The 18,302-nt window shown below is 65.4% G+C and carries 19 protein-coding genes and 1 pseudogene; 9 read left to right on the top strand and 11 right to left on the bottom strand.

Annotated elements, in window-relative coordinates:
• Window positions 1–14: 14 nt before the first annotated feature.
• The 5 genes and pseudogenes from NKH95_RS18755 to groES form a co-directional block, all read right to left on the bottom strand.
• Window positions 15–901: pseudogene (locus tag NKH95_RS18755) on the bottom strand (helix-turn-helix domain-containing protein).
• Window positions 902–1,233: 332 nt separating this feature from the next.
• Window positions 1,234–1,530 (bottom strand): DUF982 domain-containing protein, encoded by a 297-nt coding sequence (locus NKH95_RS18750; RefSeq protein ID WP_031214038.1) that lies wholly within the window; start codon window positions 1,528–1,530, stop codon window positions 1,234–1,236.
• Window positions 1,531–1,628: 98 nt separating this feature from the next.
• Window positions 1,629–1,847 carry a hypothetical protein gene (locus NKH95_RS18745; RefSeq protein ID WP_023814433.1) on the bottom strand — a complete coding sequence of 73 codons (219 nt, stop codon included), beginning with the start codon at window positions 1,845–1,847 and terminating at the stop codon, window positions 1,629–1,631.
• A 77-nt stretch (window positions 1,848–1,924) separates the two neighbouring features.
• Entirely contained in the window at window positions 1,925–3,556 is a 1,632-nt protein-coding gene (gene groL, locus NKH95_RS18740) for a chaperonin GroEL (RefSeq protein WP_023814434.1), read from the bottom strand.
• 57 nt (window positions 3,557–3,613) lie between these two features.
• Window positions 3,614–3,928: a co-chaperone GroES gene (groES, locus tag NKH95_RS18735; protein ID WP_352441792.1), complete on the bottom strand. Its 315-nt coding sequence runs from the start codon at window positions 3,926–3,928 to the stop codon at window positions 3,614–3,616.
• Between the two features lie 340 nt (window positions 3,929–4,268).
• On the opposite strand from groES, the gene NKH95_RS18730 reads away from it, so the two are divergent.
• The gene (locus NKH95_RS18730; protein WP_127809820.1) at window positions 4,269–4,547 is read left to right on the top strand and encodes an usg protein; all 279 of its coding nucleotides are present in this window, start codon (window positions 4,269–4,271) and stop codon (window positions 4,545–4,547) included.
• Window positions 4,548–4,721: 174 nt separating this feature from the next.
• On the top strand, window positions 4,722–5,504 hold the full coding sequence (locus NKH95_RS18725; protein WP_128305760.1) for an SDR family oxidoreductase: 783 nt from the start codon (window positions 4,722–4,724) through the stop codon (window positions 5,502–5,504).
• Between the two features lie 132 nt (window positions 5,505–5,636).
• Here NKH95_RS18725 and NKH95_RS18720 read toward each other — a convergent pair whose 3' ends face one another.
• The gene (locus NKH95_RS18720; RefSeq protein ID WP_127297074.1) at window positions 5,637–7,139 is read right to left on the bottom strand and encodes a helicase HerA domain-containing protein; all 1,503 of its coding nucleotides are present in this window, start codon (window positions 7,137–7,139) and stop codon (window positions 5,637–5,639) included.
• A gap of 206 nt (window positions 7,140–7,345) precedes the next feature.
• On the opposite strand from NKH95_RS18720, the gene NKH95_RS18715 reads away from it, so the two are divergent.
• On the top strand, window positions 7,346–7,651 hold the full coding sequence (locus NKH95_RS18715; protein ID WP_013530714.1) for a hypothetical protein: 306 nt from the start codon (window positions 7,346–7,348) through the stop codon (window positions 7,649–7,651).
• Between the two features lie 58 nt (window positions 7,652–7,709).
• Here the strand turns inward: NKH95_RS18715 and NKH95_RS18710 are convergent, their stop codons facing one another.
• From NKH95_RS18710 to NKH95_RS18700, 3 genes are all read right to left on the bottom strand, one after another.
• Complete coding sequence (locus tag NKH95_RS18710; protein ID WP_127297075.1) at window positions 7,710–8,540, bottom strand: aldo/keto reductase; 831 nt, start codon at window positions 8,538–8,540, stop codon at window positions 7,710–7,712.
• A gap of 144 nt (window positions 8,541–8,684) precedes the next feature.
• Window positions 8,685–9,317, bottom strand: coding sequence for a Vgb family protein (locus NKH95_RS18705; protein WP_352441793.1), 633 nt, complete (start codon window positions 9,315–9,317; stop codon window positions 8,685–8,687).
• A gap of 35 nt (window positions 9,318–9,352) precedes the next feature.
• On the bottom strand, window positions 9,353–10,573 hold the full coding sequence (locus NKH95_RS18700; protein WP_352441794.1) for a helix-turn-helix domain-containing protein: 1,221 nt from the start codon (window positions 10,571–10,573) through the stop codon (window positions 9,353–9,355).
• A gap of 293 nt (window positions 10,574–10,866) precedes the next feature.
• Here NKH95_RS18700 and NKH95_RS18695 point away from each other — a divergent pair, with 293 nt between their 5' ends.
• The 3 genes from NKH95_RS18695 to NKH95_RS18685 all read left to right on the top strand — a co-directional run bounded on the left by NKH95_RS18695 (window position 10,867) and on the right by NKH95_RS18685 (window position 13,017).
• Window positions 10,867–11,619, top strand: a complete 753-nt coding sequence (locus NKH95_RS18695; protein WP_352892430.1) for a DUF899 domain-containing protein — start codon at window positions 10,867–10,869, stop codon at window positions 11,617–11,619.
• Window positions 11,620–11,702: 83 nt separating this feature from the next.
• On the top strand, window positions 11,703–11,963 hold the full coding sequence (locus NKH95_RS18690) for a hypothetical protein (protein ID WP_128305764.1): 261 nt from the start codon (window positions 11,703–11,705) through the stop codon (window positions 11,961–11,963).
• 49 nt (window positions 11,964–12,012) lie between these two features.
• On the top strand, window positions 12,013–13,017 hold the full coding sequence (locus NKH95_RS18685; protein WP_352892427.1) for a zinc-dependent alcohol dehydrogenase family protein: 1,005 nt from the start codon (window positions 12,013–12,015) through the stop codon (window positions 13,015–13,017).
• 63 nt (window positions 13,018–13,080) lie between these two features.
• On the opposite strand, the gene NKH95_RS18680 is transcribed toward NKH95_RS18685, so the two are convergent.
• Window positions 13,081–13,350, bottom strand: coding sequence for a bestrophin family protein (locus NKH95_RS18680; protein WP_352441797.1), 270 nt, complete (start codon window positions 13,348–13,350; stop codon window positions 13,081–13,083).
• An 18-nt stretch (window positions 13,351–13,368) separates the two neighbouring features.
• The gene (locus NKH95_RS18675) at window positions 13,369–13,989 is read right to left on the bottom strand and encodes a TetR/AcrR family transcriptional regulator (RefSeq protein ID WP_127327753.1); all 621 of its coding nucleotides are present in this window, start codon (window positions 13,987–13,989) and stop codon (window positions 13,369–13,371) included.
• A gap of 291 nt (window positions 13,990–14,280) precedes the next feature.
• Between NKH95_RS18675 and NKH95_RS18670 the strand changes: the two genes are divergently transcribed.
• From NKH95_RS18670 to NKH95_RS18660, 3 genes are read left to right on the top strand one after another with little or no spacing between them, the layout of a single operon-like run.
• A complete protein-coding gene (locus tag NKH95_RS18670; protein WP_352441798.1) occupies window positions 14,281–14,778 on the top strand; it encodes a (2Fe-2S)-binding protein in 498 nt (165 codons plus the stop codon).
• Window positions 14,775–15,833 carry an FAD binding domain-containing protein gene (locus NKH95_RS18665; RefSeq protein ID WP_352441799.1) on the top strand — a complete coding sequence of 353 codons (1,059 nt, stop codon included), beginning with the start codon at window positions 14,775–14,777 and terminating at the stop codon, window positions 15,831–15,833. The genes NKH95_RS18670 and NKH95_RS18665 overlap by 4 nt, the downstream gene beginning before the upstream one ends.
• Window positions 15,823–18,081: a xanthine dehydrogenase family protein molybdopterin-binding subunit gene (locus NKH95_RS18660; RefSeq protein WP_352441800.1), complete on the top strand. Its 2,259-nt coding sequence runs from the start codon at window positions 15,823–15,825 to the stop codon at window positions 18,079–18,081. Before NKH95_RS18665 ends, NKH95_RS18660 begins: the two co-directional genes overlap by 11 nt.
• Window positions 18,082–18,302: the final 221 nt, after the last annotated feature.

Genomic DNA, 18,302 nt, shown 5'->3' with positions numbered 1-18,302 from the left:
CCCTGGCTCCTCCGTTAAGCGGCTTTGCCCGCGTTGATGTTGTCGGCCAGCAGGCGCCTGAAGCGCGCGAGGGCGGCATGCCCTTCTCCGCCAGGAACTGCCGGTTGAAATTGGACAGATTGTTGAAGCCGACCTCGTAGCAGATGTCGGTGATCGAGGCCTGCTCGTCGCTCATCAGGATCTGGCAGGCGAGATTGATGCGCAGCCGTTTGACATACTGCACCAGCGACATGCCGGTGTGACGGCGAAACGAGCGCGAGAAGGCGCCGGTCGACTGGCCGGCGATGGCGGCGAGATCCGCCTCGTCGAACAGCTGCGTCAGGTTTTCCCTGATATAGGCGAGCGCCTTGTTCATGCCGGCGGTCATGTAGCCGGAGGGATCGGGCCGGTAGCTGGCGCTGGCCAAAAGCTGGAATTCCTGGGCGCGGCTGAGCAGGCCGGCGATCATCATGAACAGCTCGATGCGGCGCACGCCTTGCGCCTGCATCATCTCTTCCATCAGCGGCGCCAGCGCCTTGCTGGTGCGGCTGGAAAACAGCACGCCGCGCCGCGACGCTTCGAGCAGGTGCCCCAGCCCCGCCAGCTCCGGCAGCACATGCATGGCATCGCCGATGAAACTTTCGGAAAATTGGATGATGCGGCCGCGCAGCGGGATCGAGCTGTCCCTGGGGATGTCGCTGACCCAGTTGTGCGGCAGGTTCGGCCCGGTCAGCACCAGATTGCCCGGCTCGAACTCGCCGATGAAATCGCCGACGAAATAGCGTCCGTTGGTGAAGATCACCTGATGCAGTTCATATTCGGGATGGAAGTGCCAACGCACCGTGTGGAAGGGGTAGCCATGCGACCACGCCTTGAAGGACTCACCGCGTCGTATCTGGACTACTTCCAGGTCCGGTTCCATGTCCGTTTCCTCCCAGGCCAGCACGGATATTTGCCGCGTTCGGCCCAATTCCCTAAACCGGCCGAATTGGTTTCGGCTCTGCATTTCAAGAGCCAAGGTACCGGCTCATGACAACAGGCGCCACCACGATTCAAGACAACGGATGATACTTTTTTAACCGGGAGGCGGCGCTCAGAGGCGTTATTCGGGCAGAACAGGTCAGTCTTGCTGACACGTTCGCTCAATTGACCGACGACGATGCCGCCCGCCCGGGAAGGAATTCCGGCGTCTCCGTGTTCGCCTGGCTTATCTCAAGAACATGGTCTGCAAGCGCTGTTGAAGCGCCGCATCCGTCAGTTCACCTCGTGCACAGCACCACCGGCCGCCGTCGCGAGCGGCGTAACCATATCAGGCACCAGTATGTCGTGGCGGCGCGCGAAGCTGATCAGCGTGGCCCGCACCGTCTCCGGATCGATCTCGCCGACGATGCCCGCCTTGCAAGCGTTGAGCGCGACGGCATGGGCGCCGTTGCGGCCGGCGCTCGGCCAGTCCTGCAGCAGTGCATAGGCTTCCATCACGCTGTCGATCTTCCTCGGAAAGCCCATTCCGACCAGAAGTGTGACCGGTTCCTCAAATTGCCCGCGATTCATGGCTTGTGCCTCCTCTCGATTGTTCAGGGCCTGCAGCGGACCGAACACCGGGCAGCACGGCCCGCCGCGGATAGGTGAATGGACTGGCCGATTTCCGTTCAGCCGCTGCCGGCGGATACCTCGGATGTTGCCGACACTTGCTGTGCTGCGAGGAACATCAGTGCCGACGCCGCGGTTCGCCGATTCCAGCCGGCGGCTTCAGCCATGTCGAGCAGCCCTGCCAGCAGCGGCTTCAGCACGTTCCTGCATTCTGTTTCATAGGCCAGGAATTCCTTCGCTTGGTGCGTAGGAGCCGGTACGGATTCGATGCCAGCCATTGCGTCCATCTTTACCTCCACTCTCTCTCGACTGACGCCCGCTCCCCGCCAGGGAAGCGGGCGGATTGGCCGCGACCTCAAAAGTCCATGCCGGCGCCGGCGGGCATTGCCGGGGCGGCGGCTTCCTTCTTCGGCTTCTCGGCCACCATCGCCTCCGTGGTCACCAGCAGGCCTGCGACCGATGCCGCGTCCTGGAGAGCGGTGCGCACCACCTTGGCCGGGTCGATGACGCCCTGGCCGTAGAGATCGCCGAATTCGTTGGTCTGGGCGTTCCAGCCCCAGCCGAATTCGGTTTTCTCGCGCAGTTTGCCGACGATGATCGAGCCTTCGGCGCCGGCATTCTCGGCGATCTGCCGGACCGGCGTTTCGATGGCACGGCGCACGATGTCGACGCCAGTCTTCTGGTCCGCATTGTCGGTCTGCACGGCATCGAGCGCCTTTGCTGCCCGCAGCAACGCGACGCCGCCGCCGGGCAGCACGCCCTCCTCGACGGCCGCGCGGGTCGCATGCAGCGCATCGTCGACGCGGTCCTTACGCTCCTTGACCTCGACCTCGGTCGAGCCGCCGACCCGGATCACCGCAACGCCGCCAGCGAGCTTGGCCAGCCGCTCCTGCAGCTTCTCGCGGTCGTAGTCGGAGGTGGTCTCCTCGATCTGCGCCTTGATCTGTGCGACACGGCCCTGGATCTCTTCCTTGCGGCCGACACCGTCGACGATGGTGGTGTTTTCCTTCTCGATCACCACCTTCTTGGCGCGGCCCAGCATCTGCAGCGTCACATTATCCAGCTTGATGCCGAGATCTTCCGAGATCGCGGTGCCGCCGGTGAGAATGGCGATGTCTTCCAGCATGGCCTTGCGGCGGTCGCCGAAGCCTGGCGCCTTGACAGCCGCGACCTTGAGGCCGCCCCGCAGCTTGTTGACGACCAGCGTGGCAAGCGCCTCGCCTTCCACATCCTCGGCGATAATTAGGAGCGGCTTGCCCGACTGCACCACGGCTTCGAGCACGGGCAGCATCGCTTGCAGATTGGAGAGCTTCTTCTCGTGGATCAGCACAAAAGGCTCGTCGAGTTCGACGCGCATCTTGTCCTGGTTGGTGACGAAATAGGGCGAGAGATAGCCGCGGTCGAACTGCATACCTTCCACGACTTCCAGTTCGGTCTCGGCGGTCTTGGCCTCTTCCACCGTAATGACGCCTTCATTGCCGACCTTCTCCATCGCCTCGGCGAGGAAACGGCCGATCTCGGCATCGCCATTGGCGGAGATTGTGCCGACCTGCGCGATCTCGTCGTTTCGGGTGACCTTGCGGGCATTGGTCTTCAGCTCGGCGACCACCGCGTCGACCGCCTTGTCGATGCCGCGCTTCAGATCCATCGGGTTCATGCCCGAGGCAACCGCCTTGGCCCCTTCCCTGACGATCGCCTGTGCAAGCACGGTTGCGGTCGTCGTGCCGTCGCCGGCAAGGTCGTTTGTCTTGGAGGCCACCTCGCGCACCATCTGGGCGCCCATATTCTCGAACTTGTCCTCCAGTTCGATCTCCTTGGCGACGGTAACGCCATCCTTGGTGATGCGCGGCGCGCCGAACGACTTGTCGATGACGACATTGCGCCCCTTGGGACCGAGCGTCACCTTCACCGCATTGGCAAGGATGTCGACGCCGCGCAGCATCTTCTCGCGCGCTTCGGTATGGAATTTCACTTCTTTGGCAGCCATTGGATCACTCCTCTATCTAGGCAGCATTCGTTGACTGGTTGGATACGAAAGAAGCCGTCAGGCGGCCTTCTTCACTTCGGCGATCTTATCGATGACACCCATCACGTCGCTTTCCTTCATGATGAGCAGGTCCTCGCCGTCGAGTTTGATTTCGGTGCCGGACCATTTGCCGAACAGGATGCGGTCGCCGACCTTGACATCGAGTTCGACAAGCTTGCCGCTGTCGTCGCGCGCGCCGGGACCGACGGCGAGCACTTCGCCTTCCTGCGGTTTTTCTTTTGCGGTATCGGGGATGATGATGCCGCCGGAGGTCTTCTCCTCGGCTTCAAGGCGGCGGACCAGAATACGGTCATGCAATGGACGGAACGCCATGTCGTTCTCCTCGTGGACAAACAGGTTTTTGAGGTTCCTCCGCACCGAACCGGCAATATCGGACCGGTGCGGAACGCCGGGACCCTTCGTCAGGCATCGCGGCGCATATCGAGCTAGTTTTGCCGTTTTCCGATTTCAAGAGACCGGCGAAAAAATTTTTACATTCGACCAGAAAGGGCGCCAACGCACTGTTATGGCGCGGCTATTTTCGGAACCCCCGAGCTTCTCGTGGCGTTGTTCGAAGACGGACCGACAGACCGATCGTCCCGGCCCGGCATCGGGCGGGTTCAATACAAATGTCGCAGGCTGGATGCCTGAACGGAGAGAGAAGGAGAAAGATATGGCCGATACGGTCAGCAGCGAATTCCGCCTGCAAATGGAAGGTTATGGCCTGACGACGGCCGAAATCCACTATCACCTGCCCGATCATCCGAGCCTGCTTCAGCTCTATGTCTGGCAGGACTATGATCTCGCTCCGGCCTTCCCCGAACTCAAGGGCTTTCTCCAATATTGGGAGCGCGAACTCGACGGTCCGCTGCACTCGGTCCGCGTTGCTCATCACCGGCTCATCCAGCCTTCGGAATGGCGGGCCGTCGAGGGCATCATCACGGTCCACTAGGGTCTTTGCGACGGCCTCCGCTCCTGCTTCGCCTGGAGCGGCGGCGTTAGGGCAGGCTCTCGCCGGCCTCACGCAGCGACAGCCAACAGCCTCCCCTCCAAAATTTCCAATTTCCATGTTGTAAAACGATCGTGCCGCGCTAGCCTGAAACCAGATGCGATGCGGGGAAGAGGAATGGAGCTTCAACTCAATGGCAAGGTGGCGCTGGTCACCGGCTCGACGCAAGGCATTGGCCGCGCCATCGCCGAGACCTTGGCGCGTTCCGGCGCCGGCGGCCTGCTCGTCACCGGGCGTGATAAGGCCCGCGGCGATGCGGTGGCGGCGGAGCTTTCGCAGCTTGGCACACCAACGCTCTTCGTCGCCACCGACCTCGCCGACCCGGCCGCCCCTGCCCTTTTGGCGCAAGCGTGCATCGAGCGCTTCGGCCGCATCGATGCGCTGGTCAACGCCGCAGGGCTGACCGACCGGGCCTCGTTCCTCGATGCCGATCTCGACGGCTGGGCCTCGCTGTTCGCCGTTAACGCGCGGGCGCCGTTCTTCCTCATGCAGGCGGCCATCGCCGACATGAAGAAGCGCGGTCAGGGCGGCGCCATCGTCAACATCCTGTCGATCAACGCCCATTGCGGCTCGCCGGAGCTCGCCGTCTATTCCGCCAGCAAGGGCGCGCTGGCCACGCTGACCAAGAACGCCGCCAACGCCCATCGCTTCGATCGCATCCGCGTCAACGGCATCAATGTCGGCTGGACCGACACGCCGGCCGAACGTGCCATGCAGGCCGACACGCTGGGCAACGGGCCGGGCTGGCTCGATGCCGCGAACGCCTCGCAACCCTTCGGCCGCCTGTTCTCGACGAGCGATATCGCCAACCTCGCCGTCTTCCTGCTCTCGGATGCTGCCGGGCCGATGACCGGCACGCTCGTCGACCAGGAACAGTGGGTGATCGGGGCGAACCGGTGAGCGCCATCGAAACGCATGCGCCCTGCATGACGCATTTCGGCGTCGGCGCTTTCACCGTTGCCCTCAGAAGTTGGTCGATGACGGTGACTGAAAACGCCTATCGCCCCATTCGCTCAAAGCACCCGCGCCGCCTCACAGCGCCAGGCTCCCCTGCTCCACCTCCTCGGCATTCGGATCTCCCGGTGCGGTGGCCCAGGCCAATTCGACCAGCGTCACGGTGCGCCGGCCTGTCCCGTCGAGTTGGCAGACGATGAGCCCCTGCTCCTCGATATAGGTCAAGAGGCGCCGGGCGCGGCGCAGCGAGTGCGAGCCGTAGGCGCGGGCGATCGCGGCGTCGCTCGGGCACGGCCAGCCCTCTTTCGCCGCACGGGCGATCATCATGAACACGCCCTGCATGTCGTCGGGCAGCAGCGACGCGCGGACAGAAACGTCCCGCCACGCGTCATCCTGCGTCGTCTCGGAACCAAGGCCGGCACGGGCGCGCGTCAGCATGCGGCGGAACTCCGGCAGGTCCGGCACAACCGACGCGAGGCCTTCTATGCGGCAGCGGACCACGAATTCCTGATAGAGCACCCCGATCACGCGAAAACCCGCATCGGGCTGCGCCAGGATGGCGCGCAGCACACGGTCGACGCGCTCACGACGCTCGGCCAGATCCTCGGCGCTGATTTGTGGCTCCGCCGGCTCGGGGCGCATTTCCAGTGCCGCCGATTTGGCCGCCATCAGCTGGTCGAGCAGGTCCGGCGACGCCGGGCGGCGCGGCGTGCGCACCGTCTCGGGGGGCGGCGCCGCCAGGATGATCGCGCGTGCATCTTCCAGCGCGGATTCCGGCATTGCCATGAGCCGCGGCGTGCCGTTGCGCGGGCTGGTGTCGGTCGGGCCGATGCGCAGCCCCAGCGGACGGCGCGACAGCGCCGGACCGAGCGCCATGAACTGCCCGCGTTCCAGATCACGGAACGCTTCCGCCTGGCGTCTCTCCATGCCCAAAAGATCGGCGGCACGCGCCATGTCGATATCGAGGAAGGTGCGGCCCATGAGAAAATTGGACGCCTCGGCTGCGACGTTCTTGGCGAGCTTGGCCAGGCGCTGGGTGGCAATGATGCCGGCCAGCCCGCGCTTGCGGCCACGACACATCAAATTGGTCATGGCGCCGAGCGAGAGCTTTCGCGCTTCGTCCGACACCTCTCCGGCCACCGCTGGCGCGAACAGCTGCGCCTCATCCACCACCACCAGCATCGGGTACCAGTGGTCACGGGCGACCTCGAACAGCCCGCCGAGGAAGGCGGCGGCACGCCGCATCTGGTTCTCGGCGTCGAGCCCTTCGAGATTGAGCACGGTGGAGACGCGATGCATGCGCGCCCGCTCGCCGGCCGCCTGCAGGCCGCGCTCGGTATGCTGCTCGGCATCGATCACCAGATGGCCGTAACGGTCGCCCAGCGAAACGAAGTCGCCCTCGGGATCGATGATGGTCTGCTGCACCCAGGGCGCGCTCTGCTCCAGCAGGCGCCGCAACAGATGCGACTTGCCGGAGCCTGAATTGCCCTGCACCAAAAGGCGCGTCGCGAGCAACTCCTCAAGATCCAGCTTCGCCGGGGCGCCTGCGGTCGTCTGTCCCATCTCGATCGCAACGGTCATCTCGACTCAGGCGCTCCTTCGCAGACGGGCTTATCAACTGGGTCACAGCCCGTCGAGCGTGCATGACCGCCTGCGGCGTGTTGCGCACAACTGTGCAGGCACCGCCTGGAGGGTCATCAGCCGATGCCTGGCGCAAACTTTGGGTTGACCCCTTCGGACCACGAGGCGACACTCCACCCAACGCTAGGAGTACGAGGAGAAAAGCGATGGACGAGCCCGAACGGTGGCGCCACATGTCGACGGCGCCGAAGGATGGCAGCCGCATCCTGGTCACTGTGCGTCCGTCCGAACAGGGGCCGGCGGAAGTCGACCTTGCCTATTGGTCGCGTGCCGACCAGTTCGCCTCGGAAGGCTGGCGCGCGTCGGACTCCTCGCCGGGGCGCGTTATCGAATACGCTGACCCGGAACTGAAGTGCTGGATGCCGCTGCCGACGGCCAACCTCAGCCGCGCGTCGATGCCGGCGCCGTGGGAAGGCGAAGACGCCCAGCAGCTGGATGGGTCCGGGATTTAAGAGCGCGGAGAGGCCGGAGATTGGCAACTCCACGGTCGGCGTCTCTAACCTGCTCCTCTCAGAACAGGAACGCGGCCGTGGCGGGGTTGGGCCCGTTGCGGCCTTCGGGCGAATCCATGCCGCGGATCGTCTGCAGGTCCTGCGCATCCAGTTCGAAATCGAAGACATCGAAATTGGCGGCGATGCGATCCCTGCGGATCGACTTTGGAATGACGATCAGCCCCTCCTGGAGATGCCAGCGGATGATCGTCTGGGCGACGGACTTGCCATGTTTTTTGGCGATGTCTGCAATGGTCGGATCGCCGAGCAGCCGGCCGCTGCCCAACGGGCTCCAGCTTTCGATACGGATGTCGTGCTTGGTGTGAAAGTCCCTGACACCGCGTTGCTGGAACTGGGGATGCAGCTCGATCTGGTTGACGACGGGCGTCACGCCGGTTTCCGCGATGATCCGCTCCAGATGGTCCGGGTTGAAATTCGAAACGCCGATCGACTTGATGCGGCCGGCCTGCCGGAGTTCGACCAGCGTCTTCCAGGCCTCGACATACTTGTCTTGGCTGGGCACAGGCCAGTGGATCAGGAACAGGTCGATCTGCTCAATGCCGAGCTTGGCCATGGTGTCATCGAAGGCGCGTAGCGCCGCATCGCGCTGGTGTGCGCCGTTGCGCAGTTTCGAGGTGATGAACAGCTCAGCCCGCGACACGCCGGCGCTGCGGATCGCCTTTCCGACCCCTTCCTCGTTCTGGTAGCCTTCGGCGGTGTCGATCAGGCGATAGCCGGCCTCGATGCCCCAACCCACCACCTCGGCGGTAATATCCTGGTCGACCTGCCACACGCCAAGGCCGAGTTGGGGAATGGCGGAGCCGTCGTTCAATGCGATCTGTTCGGGCATGGGGGATCCTTTGCAAAGCGGGTCCGGGCGTTCTGCCCGGTCCACAGGCTATCTAGGTCCGACAGGGTGCGACGACCACCCGACAGCGGACAAATTGCCGTGTGAAGTGCGCCTGCAGCCGTTATCTCGGCGTCAGCCGCAATCTCATCGCGGCCGGCGCACCGCCCGCACCACACCGGCCGAAGTGCTGCCGCAATAGAGGCGGTCGCCGCCATCGGATTCCAGCCCCGACACGCCCATGCCCGCCGGCATGTCGAGCTTCTCGAGAACCTTGCCTGATCGCGGGTCGACGCGGCGCAGGTCGCTCTGCTCGCCTTCCCAGGTGGCGTGCCATAGCTCGCCCTCGACCCATGTCACCCCGGTGACGAAACGGTTGGATTCGATGGTGCGCAGGATCGCCCCCGTCTCCGGGTCGATCTGATGGATCTTGCGCTCGCGGTATTGCCCCACCCACAGCGTCCCTTCGGCCCAGGTCAGCCCGGAGTCGGCGCCACCGCCGGGCGCCGGGATGGTGGCCAGCACCTGGCCGGTATCGGGGTCGATCTTCTGTATCAGGTCGTTGGCAAGCTGGAAGAAATGCTGGCCGTCATAAGCGGTCCCGGCATGTGCCGCGACATCGATCGAGCGCAGCGCCTGCCCGCTTTCCGGATCGAAGGCGTTCAGCCTCTCGCCCGAGGCAAACCAGACGTTGTTACCGTCAAAGCTCACCCCATGCACCCTCTCCACATCGGCAAAGGGTCCGTATTCGCGCAGGATTTCGGCTTCTGAATGTTTCATGTCTTTATCCTCACGAGATGATCTGATGTGCCTTACTAACCACTCGGCAGCGGGGCCGGGAGTAACAAGGTGGCCGTGAATCCCGCCACCGGCGGCGTCATCCAGCGGCGCGCCCGGCCGTGACCGAAAAACTGCACCTTGCCGGCCTCGCCGAGCTGCTCCAGCGCCCGCTGCACGCTGCGCTGGCCGGTACCGAGCGCCAGTGCCAGCGCCGAACTCGCCCAGGATTCACCATCGGCAAGGAAGGCCAGCACTGCCGCGTGCCGCTCCTCGATCGGCCGGGCCAGCACCAGCACCTCGCGTGCGTGGCGCGGCGCCAGCGCGAAGCCCTGCCTGGTCGCGCCGATGTCGGCCAGCCCGCGCAATTCGGCGCGCAGCCGGCCGATCTCGACCCGCAGCCGCGCCCGGTGCGATTCATCGGCGTGCCTGCCGCCGAAGGCTTCAGCGATCAGCCTCGCCCTCGACACATCGCCTGGCCACGCTTCGGCGAGCGTACGGGCCAGCGCAAACAGCACCGGGCGCGTTGCCAGCGAGACCGTTTTCTCCTGTTGGCGCACGACGTAGCGAAAGCTATCGACCAGCAGCGCCGGCGACGCCTGCAACGCCTCGACGTCCTCAAGCAGCAACGGGCGCTGATTGCCAGCCGCGATCAGCCGCGCCGCCGGCGTGTCCAGCGCCAGGAATGCGCGATCGACTTCAGCGATGAGCCCCGCAATGCCGGCCTGGCGGGCGGCGTGGCGTGCCCACTCCAACGCCCTGCGCGCCGGCTTCGTCTTGAGGCGCCGCATCGCGATGCCGGCGACGGCAAGCTCGTGGGCGGCGCGCGAGGCCGGTGGAAGCGGCATCGGATCGAGCCCGGCCAGCACGTCTTCGGCCTCGTCGAGACGGCCGATCAATAGCAGGCGGCGCACCTTGAGGTGGCCGGCATGCGCTGCGTTCAGCCGGTCGCCATGCTTTTCCAGCGTCGTCCACGCCGCATCCAAAGCCTTGGCCGGCCAGCCGAGGTCACGCGAAACCAGCGCGATCTCGGCCTCGGCGACGACGCATCTGGCGCGCGCCACCGCCTCTTTGGGGCCGAAGCCACGCGCGGCACGCCGCAGCAGCGCCTTGGCGCGGTCAAGATCGCCGAGCTGCGCCATCGCAATGCCGCGCAGCGCCAGCGCCGGCGCATCCTCACGCAAGGCAACGCGGTCCAGCGCGCCAAGCGGATCACCTGCCGCCAACGCCAGTCCAGCCGCGGTGATCAGCGAGTCCATTCAAATCCCGTCACACTTGTAACTCCCACCCCCAGTGCTCAGCGCCCTAACTTAAGTCATGGCCGCCAACCAGCAAGCCGTATCGGCAGCGGCACAACAAGGGAGAACCACGCGATGAACGACACTGTCGGGGGCACCGAGCGGATGCGCCACCCCTGCTGCGGCGGGCCGGCTCTTTCAAATCCCGTCACACTTGTAACTCCCACCCCCGCGATTGACCGCCCTATTCTAGCTCACGGCAAGCAACCACACGTCGCAACAGCGCGACAACAGACTGGCAAAGGAGACGACCAATGACCAAGCACATCGCAATGAAGACCCCGCCGATCGTTTCGCAGCAGGACTGGGAAGCCGCCCGCGAACAGATGCTGGTGAAGGAAAAGGCAACGCTGCGCGCCAAGGACGCATTGGCCGCCGAGCGCCGGCGCATGCCCTGGATGGAAGTGGACAAGGCCTATGTGTTCGAGGGGCCGAACGGCAAAGTGAGCCTGCTCGATCTGTTCGAAGGCCGCCGCCAGTTGATCGTCTATCGCGCCTTCTTCGAGCCCGGCGTGCATGGCTGGCCCGATCACGCGTGCCGCGGCTGTTCCCTTGGCGCCGACCAGGTCGGCCACCTCGCCCATCTCAATGCCCGCGACACCACGCTTGCCTACGCTTCACGTGCCCCGCAGGCCGACATTGCGCGGCTGAAGCAGCGGATGGGCTGGGAGATGCCGTGGTACACAATCACCGACAGTTTCGACAAGGACTTCGGCGTCGACGAATGGCACGGCCACAACGTCTTCATCCGTGACGGCGACCGCATCTTCCGCACCTACTTGATCAACAGCCGCGGCGACGAGGCGATGGGCACCGTCTGGAGCTATCTCGACGCGACGCCGCTCGGCCGCCAGGAAATTTGGGAGGATTCGCCCGAAGGCTATCCGCAGACCCCGCTCTACTCCTGGTGGAACTGGCACGACAATTACAACGCCGGTGCCGACAAGAAATGGGAAGAAGTGTCTGCTGCCGGCGAGGCGGCGTTCCGCGACAAGGGCGAGTACTAACGGTTGTCCAGCCTGGGTTCCTCTCCCCGCTCCGTGAGGAGAGGAACCTGTCGTGGCTGGCATAATCATCAGGGATCAAGACCATGAGCGATATCCACACAGGTGCCGGCAGCGCGATCCCGGAAGCCACCACCCTCGGGCTGGCCGACTGGCTTTGCCTTGCCGCGGCACCGACCTTCGCCGTGATGGCGCTGCTCACCTGCATCTTCAGCGGCGATGCGGCCATGCAGTGCATGGGCACCAACGCCTCGCCCCTCACGGGCATGGCCGCGATGTATCTGCTGATGAGCGCCTTCCATCTGGCGCCCTGGCTGCGGGTGATTTCCGGCAGGCAGGTCCGCTAGGCGCAGCGCGCCGTTCCAATTCCAAACACCCCACACATCGGAGAAGACAATGAGACTGGTCAGGCTGAGAGCGCCGGGCGGCTTGGGCAATCTCGACCTGATCGAGGAAGATCCGCCCCAGCCAGGGCCGGGCGAGGTGCTGGTCAGGATCCGGGCCTGCGCGTTGAACATGCGCGACGACTTCGCGGTGCAGGGCAAGACACCGTTCGTTGACGGCCGTGTTCCGCTCTCCGACGGCGCCGGCGAGGTGATTGCCCTCGGCGACGGTGTCGATGCACTCAAGCCCGGAGACAGCGTCGTCAGCGTCTTCTATCCCTGGTGGCTGGGCGGTGACATGACGCCCTGCACAAGGCGCGACATTCCGGGAGACAGTTTCGACGGCTTCGCCAGCGAGTATGTCTGCATGCCGGCGCACGCTTTCACCAGGGCACCGGCAGGCTATACGCATGTCGAGGCAGCCTCGCTCACCTGCACGGGCGTTACTGCCTGGCGCAGCCTGGTTGTGTGCGGCAAGGTGAAGCCGGGCGACGCGGTGCTGGTCCTCGGTTCGGGCAGTGTATCGCTGTTCGCGCTGCAATTCGCCAAAGCCGCCGGCGCCCGGGTCATCGCCACCTCATCCGACGAGCAGAAGCTGGAGCGGCTCAAGCGCCTCGGAGCCGACGCCGTCATCAACTACAAATCCGTCCCCGACTGGGGCCGCAAGGCCAGGGATTTGACCGACGGACGCGGCGTCGATCACGTGATCGAGGTCGGCGGACCCGCCACGCTGGCGCAGTCCATTGCGGCCTCCAGAACGGGCGGGCATATCGCGCTGGTTGGCGTCCTGACCGGCTTTGCGGCGGAAGTGTCTATCCCCGCCCTGTTTTCCAACCAGATCCGCATCAGCGGCATTTCCATCGGCAGCCGGGTCGACCAGGAGGATATGATCCGCGCGATAGAGTCCAACAGGCTGAAACCCGTCATAGACCGCCACTTTCCGCTGCAGGACATCGCCACCGCCTTCGCGCACTACGAAACCCAAAAGCATTTCGGCAAGGTCTGCCTCGACGTTTGAGCGGCTTCAGCCAGCAGCACGATGAAGGGGACCGTCGGGTCCGCGCCTTCGTCGTGATCCTGCCTAGGTCGCGATGTCGTCGTTGACCGGCAGCAGGGGCTTGGGAAGATCGGCCTCGCCGAGCCCGCTGCGCAACTCGATCTCGATGTCGCGGCAGATCTGCGAGATCGGGACGTCGTTGGCGTTGCCCTCGAACGGGTTGGCGCTGCTTTCGCCGACCTGGTCGAGGGACATGTAAGCCCAGCCCAGCAGCGTGCTAAACGAGATCGTCAGCCAGATTGCGATCGACCCGAGTACATCGGTCCCCTCAAATCGACAGGTCTGGTTTTGCACGGCCGGAATCTGGTGTCCTCATTGTGCCTTTGCAGCCCCGAACCGCAACCCGTCCATCAACAGCTTGACCAGCCGGCGCGAGCGGTCACGCCATTCGGGGGTGTCGGGCGCTGAATAGATGCCGCCCAGCGCGTGCAGCACGTCGGAAGCGTCGACGTCGCCGCGGATGGTGCCGTCGGCCACCGCCGCCTCGACCAGCTGTCGCAAGGCTTGCGACACCCGGCCGAACGTGTCGGAAAACAGCGTCGAATTGGTGGTGAGCACAATGCGCAGGCTGGTCGCCAGGCCGCGCTTGGTGGCGATGTAGTCGACGAAGCGCTGCATCCACTGTTCCAGCGCGACATCGGACGGATGTTTTTGGGCAAGCTCGCCGGCGGCCGCGCACAGCGCCTCCACCTCGCGGCGATAGACCACCTCGACCAGATGCTCGCGCGTCGGGAAATGCCGGTAGAGCGTGCCGATGCCGACGCCGGCGCGGCGCGCGATCTCCTCCAGCGAGCCATCGATGCCGCGCTCGGCAAAGACTGACACCGCCACCTCGACCAGCCGGTCGCGGTTGCGCCGCGCATCGGCGCGCAGCGGCTTTGCGTCTACGGCCTCGGCCTTCTGTTCAGCAATGGCGGACGGCTCGCTGGCCAATTTTTTCTCCACATCGTGTCAGGGGGGCTTGAACCCGGCCGGGTCAGCCACCACGTAATAAACGGAGGCGCCTCCGTTTTAGTGGAGCACCTTTATCATATAATCAGGGGAACCGGTATGTCACGTCTTTCGAACACGCAAGCCGACATCTCCCCTGCCCGCCTGCCTCGCGGGAGACCCGCTGCCATCTCCGCTTTCGCCGTCAAGACCTGACCGAACGGTTACCTTGCCCTTCTGCGGCAAGGCACCAGTTCAATCCCATCCGCGTCAAGCAACTGGAGCCAGACGCCCATGACCAGCCTTCCCATCACCCTCACGATCAACGGACACAAACACGAACTGGAGGTCGATCCACGCGTAACCCTGCTCGACCTGCTTCGCGAGCGGCTCGATCTCACGGGCACCAAGAAGGGCTGCGATCGCGGCCAGTGCGGCGCCTGCACGGTGCTGGTCGACGGCAAGCGCATCAACTCGTGCCTGGCGCTGGCGGTCAGCCATGACGGCGCCCAAGTCTTGACCATCGAAGGCGTCGCCCACGGCGAGGAGCTGCATCCGGTGCAGGCCGCCTTCATCGCCCATGACGGCTTCCAGTGCGGGTTCTGCACACCCGGCCAGATCATGAGCACGCTCGGCCTGATCGCCGAGGCACAGGCCGGCGACGATCCCGAACGCATCCGTGAGGGGCTGAGCGGCAACATATGCCGCTGCGCGGCCTATGGCGGCATCGTCGAGGCCGTCCTGGAAGCCCAGCAACAGCTTGCCAAAGCCGACCGGAGGACCGCGGCATGAGAGATTTCGATTACATCAGGCCCGCCACCATCCCCGACGCCATCGCCGCGGCAGCCGAGCCGGGTTCGGCCTATCTCGCCGGCGGCACCAATCTGCTCGACCTGATGAAAGGCGGCATCACCAGTCCCGAGCGTATCGTCGACATTTCCCGGTTGCCGGAGCTCAACCGCATCGAACGGCTGGACGATGGTGGCCTGCGCATCGGTGCGCTGGTCCGTAATGCCGACCTTGCCTACGATCCGGCGTTCGCCAAATCCTATCCGGCGGTGGCCGAGGCGCTGCTGTCGGGCGCTTCGGCTCAGCTTCGCAACGCCGCGACCGTCGGCGGCAATCTGCTGCAGCGCACGCGCTGCAGCTATTTCTACGACACCGCCAGCGCTTGCAACAGGCGCGAGCCAGGCGCCGGCTGCGATGCGCTGGGCGGCGAGAACCGCCTGCACGCCGTGCTGGGCTGGAGCGATGCCTGCATCGCCACCCACCCGTCGGACTTCTGCGTGCCGCTGGTGGCGCTCGACGCCGTGGTCGAGATCGAAGGCAAGAAGGGCCGGCGCCATGTGACGCTGGAGGAATTCCACCGGCTTCCCGGCGAAACGCCGCAGCGGGAGAATGCGCTGGAGCCCGGCGACCTGATCGTGGCGGTGCGCCTACCGGCGGAGGCGGCCTCCTTCTCCGCCAATGCCCGTTACCTGAAAGTTCGCGAACGCACCTCTTATGCTTTTGCCGTCGTATCGGCCGCGGCAGCGCTCGTCGTGGATGGCGGCAAGATCCGCGCCGCAAGGCTGGCGCTGGGCGGCGTCGCGGCCAAGCCGTGGCGGGCACGAACGGCGGAAGCCGTCCTGCTTGGCGCGGACGCCAACGAGGTGACCTTCGCCAGCGCCGCGGAGGCCGCCCTGGCCGATGCCAGCCCATCCGGCGACAATGCGTTCAAGATCGAGCTTGCCCGACGCATCGTGGTCAGGGCGCTGATGTCTGCCCAGGCGGGAACGCCCGAGCGGCTGCCAGCCCTTCCTGCCTCCCCGTTCTCAAACATTCCCGGAGCGCGCCATGACGCTTGAACTCAGCCTCAACCAGCAACCCGCCCATGCCCGGCAGGGCTCCAGCATCGGCCAGCCGCTGACCCGTCGCGACGGCTTTCTGAAAGTCACCGGAGCCGCGCGCTATGCCGCCGACAACCATCCGCCCGGCATGCTTTACGCCGTGCTCGCTGTCTCTAGCATCGCGCGCGGCCGCGTTGCCGCGCTGGATATCGAGGCGGCCAAGGCGCACCAGGGCGTGGTCGAGGTGATGACGCCCAAGAACCGGCCGGCGCTCGCCGCCGATCCGGATGCCAAGGACCATCCCTTCATGTTCCGGCTCGACCTGCTGCAAAACGATCAGGTCCGCTACCCCAACCAGAGCATCGCCGTGGTGATCGCCGAGACGCTGGAGGCGGCGACCGAGGGGGCGGCGCTGCTGTCGCCGCGCTATGAAGTGCTGCCGGCGCGCGTTGGCCTCGACGGCGCTGAAAGCTTCGTGCCGCGCGGTGTCGGTGTCGGCGGTCCGGCGGTGCAGCACAAGGGCGATGTCGAGGCCGGCCTCAAATCCGCAAAGACGCGGATAGAGGCCACCTACGAGACGCCGGCCCAGTACCACAACGCCATGGAGCCGCATGCGATCGTCGTCGCCTGGGATGGCGACACACTGTCGATCGACACGCCGAGTCAGGGCCTTGCCATGGCGCAGGGCCGCATCGCCGGCCTGTTCGGCATCGCGCCGGAAAACGTCCACATCCGGAGCCCGTTCCTGGGTGGCGGCTTTGGCTCGAAAGGCATGATCTCCGGGCCGCAGGTGCTCGGCATTCTGGCGGCGCGCCTCGTCGGCCGTCCGGTCAAGCTGGTGCTGCGGCGTGAGCAGATGTACGGCCCGGTCGGCCACCGTGCGCCGACGCGCCAGACGCTGCGCATGGGCATGGATGGCGAAGGGCGGCTGACGGCACTCGACCATCACGCCAAGACTGCGTCGAGCACGTTCGACGATTTCTTCGAACCGGCGGCGGATGCCTCGCACACGCTCTATGCCAGCCCGGCCATCGCCACCTCGCACGATGCGGTGCGGTTGGACACCGGTACGCCGCTGTTCATGCGGGCGCCCGGCGAAGCCACCGGCTCGATCGCACTCGAAAGCGCCATCGATGAGGCGGCACACGCTTGCGGCATGGACCCGCTGGAGTTCCGGCTGCGGAACTATGCCGAGGTCGAGCCGATGACCGGCAAGCCGTTTTCCTCCAAGGCGCTGCGCGAGTGCTACAGGCAAGCGGCCGAGACGTTCGGCTGGGCGAGCCGCCCGCTTCAGCCTCGGCTGATGCGCGACGCCGACGGTTTCCTCACCGGCTGGGGCATGGGCACGGCGACCTTTCCAGCGCTCATGTTCCAGGCCGAAGCGCGTGCGGTGCTGAGGGCCGATGGCAGCGGCCTGATGGAGACCGGCGCGCAGGACATGGGGCAAGGCGCCTGGACCGCCTTCGCCCAGATCGCGGCCGACGGACTGGGACTGGATATCGACCAGGTCGATTTCAGGGCCGGCAGTTCCGACCTGCCCAATGCAGGCATTGCCGGCGGCTCCGGCCACACGGCGACGGCCGGCATGGCGATCCACAATGCGGGTGCCGCCGTCATCGCCAGGCTTGCCGATCTCGCCACCGGCAACGAGGCCTCGCCGCTGTTCGGCGCCGGCAATGAAGGCGTGCTGGCGCGCGGCGGCCACCTCTATCGGCGCGACGATGAAAGCCGCGGTGAAAGCTATGCCGAGATCCTCAAGCGCGCGGGCCTCACCGAGATCGAGGGCCATGGCAAAGGCGCTCCCGACCCGGCATCCCAGGAGACCTATGCCAAGCACGCGCACGGCGCCGTGTTTGCCGAGGTGAAGGTCGATCCGGATTTCGGCCAGATCCGCGTCACAAGGCTGGTCGGCGCGTTCGCCGCCGGGCGGATCATCAATCCCAGGCTGGTGCGCAGCCAGTATTATGGCGGCATGATCTGGGGCGTCTCGTTCGCGCTGAATGAGGAAGCCATCACCGACCGGCGCTCGGGCCGGATCCAGAATGCCAACCTCGCCGAATATCATGTCCCGGTGAATGCCGACGTTCCGTCGGTCGAGGCGCTGCTGGTCCACGAGGACGACCCTCATGTCAACGCGCTCGGCATCAAGGGCGTTGGCGAAATCGGCATCACCGGCACGGCCGGCGCCGTCGCCAATGCAGTCTGGCATGCGACCGGCGTGCGGCCGCGGCGCTTTCCGATCCGCATCGAGGACCTGCTGGGGTGAGGAGTGGTCCGCCTAGCGGACGGGAAGCCAATTGCTTGGCTCCCGTCCGACGAACGGTGAAAGCCCGGTCTGCCTTCGGGCGGATCAAAAGGTCCAGTGGACCTTTTTAAGGGGCTGAACGCCCGAAGGACAGGGAGCGGCAGCGAAGGGCCGCACAGCCGGCGCGAGGTCCCGCCGGCCAACATGAGTCAACCGACTTCGCGTCAAGCACTGGAGCCAGA

It is taken from the genome of Mesorhizobium sp. M0848 (genome assembly GCF_040319805.1).
Classification (GTDB): Bacteria; Pseudomonadota; Alphaproteobacteria; order Rhizobiales; family Rhizobiaceae; genus Mesorhizobium.
This window is presented reverse-complemented; position numbering and strand designations above follow the sequence as displayed.

Excerpts from the sequence above, each read along its gene's own strand:
- NKH95_RS18750 (WP_031214038.1), bottom strand. The coding sequence starts at position 1,530 with ATGAATCGCGGGCAATTTGAGGAACCGGTCACACTTCTGGTCGGAATG.
- NKH95_RS18745 (WP_023814433.1), bottom strand. The coding sequence starts at position 1,847 with ATGGCTGGCATCGAATCCGTACCGGCTCCTACGCACCAAGCGAAGGAA.
- groL (WP_023814434.1), bottom strand. The coding sequence starts at position 3,556 with ATGGCTGCCAAAGAAGTGAAATTCCATACCGAAGCGCGCGAGAAGATG.
- groES (WP_352441792.1), bottom strand. The coding sequence starts at position 3,928 with ATGGCGTTCCGTCCATTGCATGACCGTATTCTGGTCCGCCGCCTTGAA.
- NKH95_RS18730 (WP_127809820.1), top strand. The coding sequence starts at position 4,269 with ATGGCCGATACGGTCAGCAGCGAATTCCGCCTGCAAATGGAAGGTTAT.
- NKH95_RS18725 (WP_128305760.1), top strand. The coding sequence starts at position 4,722 with ATGGAGCTTCAACTCAATGGCAAGGTGGCGCTGGTCACCGGCTCGACG.
- NKH95_RS18720 (WP_127297074.1), bottom strand. The coding sequence starts at position 7,139 with ATGACCGTTGCGATCGAGATGGGACAGACGACCGCAGGCGCCCCGGCG.
- NKH95_RS18715 (WP_013530714.1), top strand. The coding sequence starts at position 7,346 with ATGGACGAGCCCGAACGGTGGCGCCACATGTCGACGGCGCCGAAGGAT.
- NKH95_RS18710 (WP_127297075.1), bottom strand. The coding sequence starts at position 8,540 with ATGCCCGAACAGATCGCATTGAACGACGGCTCCGCCATTCCCCAACTC.
- NKH95_RS18705 (WP_352441793.1), bottom strand. The coding sequence starts at position 9,317 with ATGAAACATTCAGAAGCCGAAATCCTGCGCGAATACGGACCCTTTGCC.
- NKH95_RS18700 (WP_352441794.1), bottom strand. The coding sequence starts at position 10,573 with ATGGACTCGCTGATCACCGCGGCTGGACTGGCGTTGGCGGCAGGTGAT.
- NKH95_RS18695 (WP_352892430.1), top strand. The coding sequence starts at position 10,867 with ATGACCAAGCACATCGCAATGAAGACCCCGCCGATCGTTTCGCAGCAG.
- NKH95_RS18690 (WP_128305764.1), top strand. The coding sequence starts at position 11,703 with ATGAGCGATATCCACACAGGTGCCGGCAGCGCGATCCCGGAAGCCACC.
- NKH95_RS18685 (WP_352892427.1), top strand. The coding sequence starts at position 12,013 with ATGAGACTGGTCAGGCTGAGAGCGCCGGGCGGCTTGGGCAATCTCGAC.
- NKH95_RS18670 (WP_352441798.1), top strand. The coding sequence starts at position 14,281 with ATGACCAGCCTTCCCATCACCCTCACGATCAACGGACACAAACACGAA.
- NKH95_RS18665 (WP_352441799.1), top strand. The coding sequence starts at position 14,775 with ATGAGAGATTTCGATTACATCAGGCCCGCCACCATCCCCGACGCCATC.
- NKH95_RS18660 (WP_352441800.1), top strand. The coding sequence starts at position 15,823 with ATGACGCTTGAACTCAGCCTCAACCAGCAACCCGCCCATGCCCGGCAG.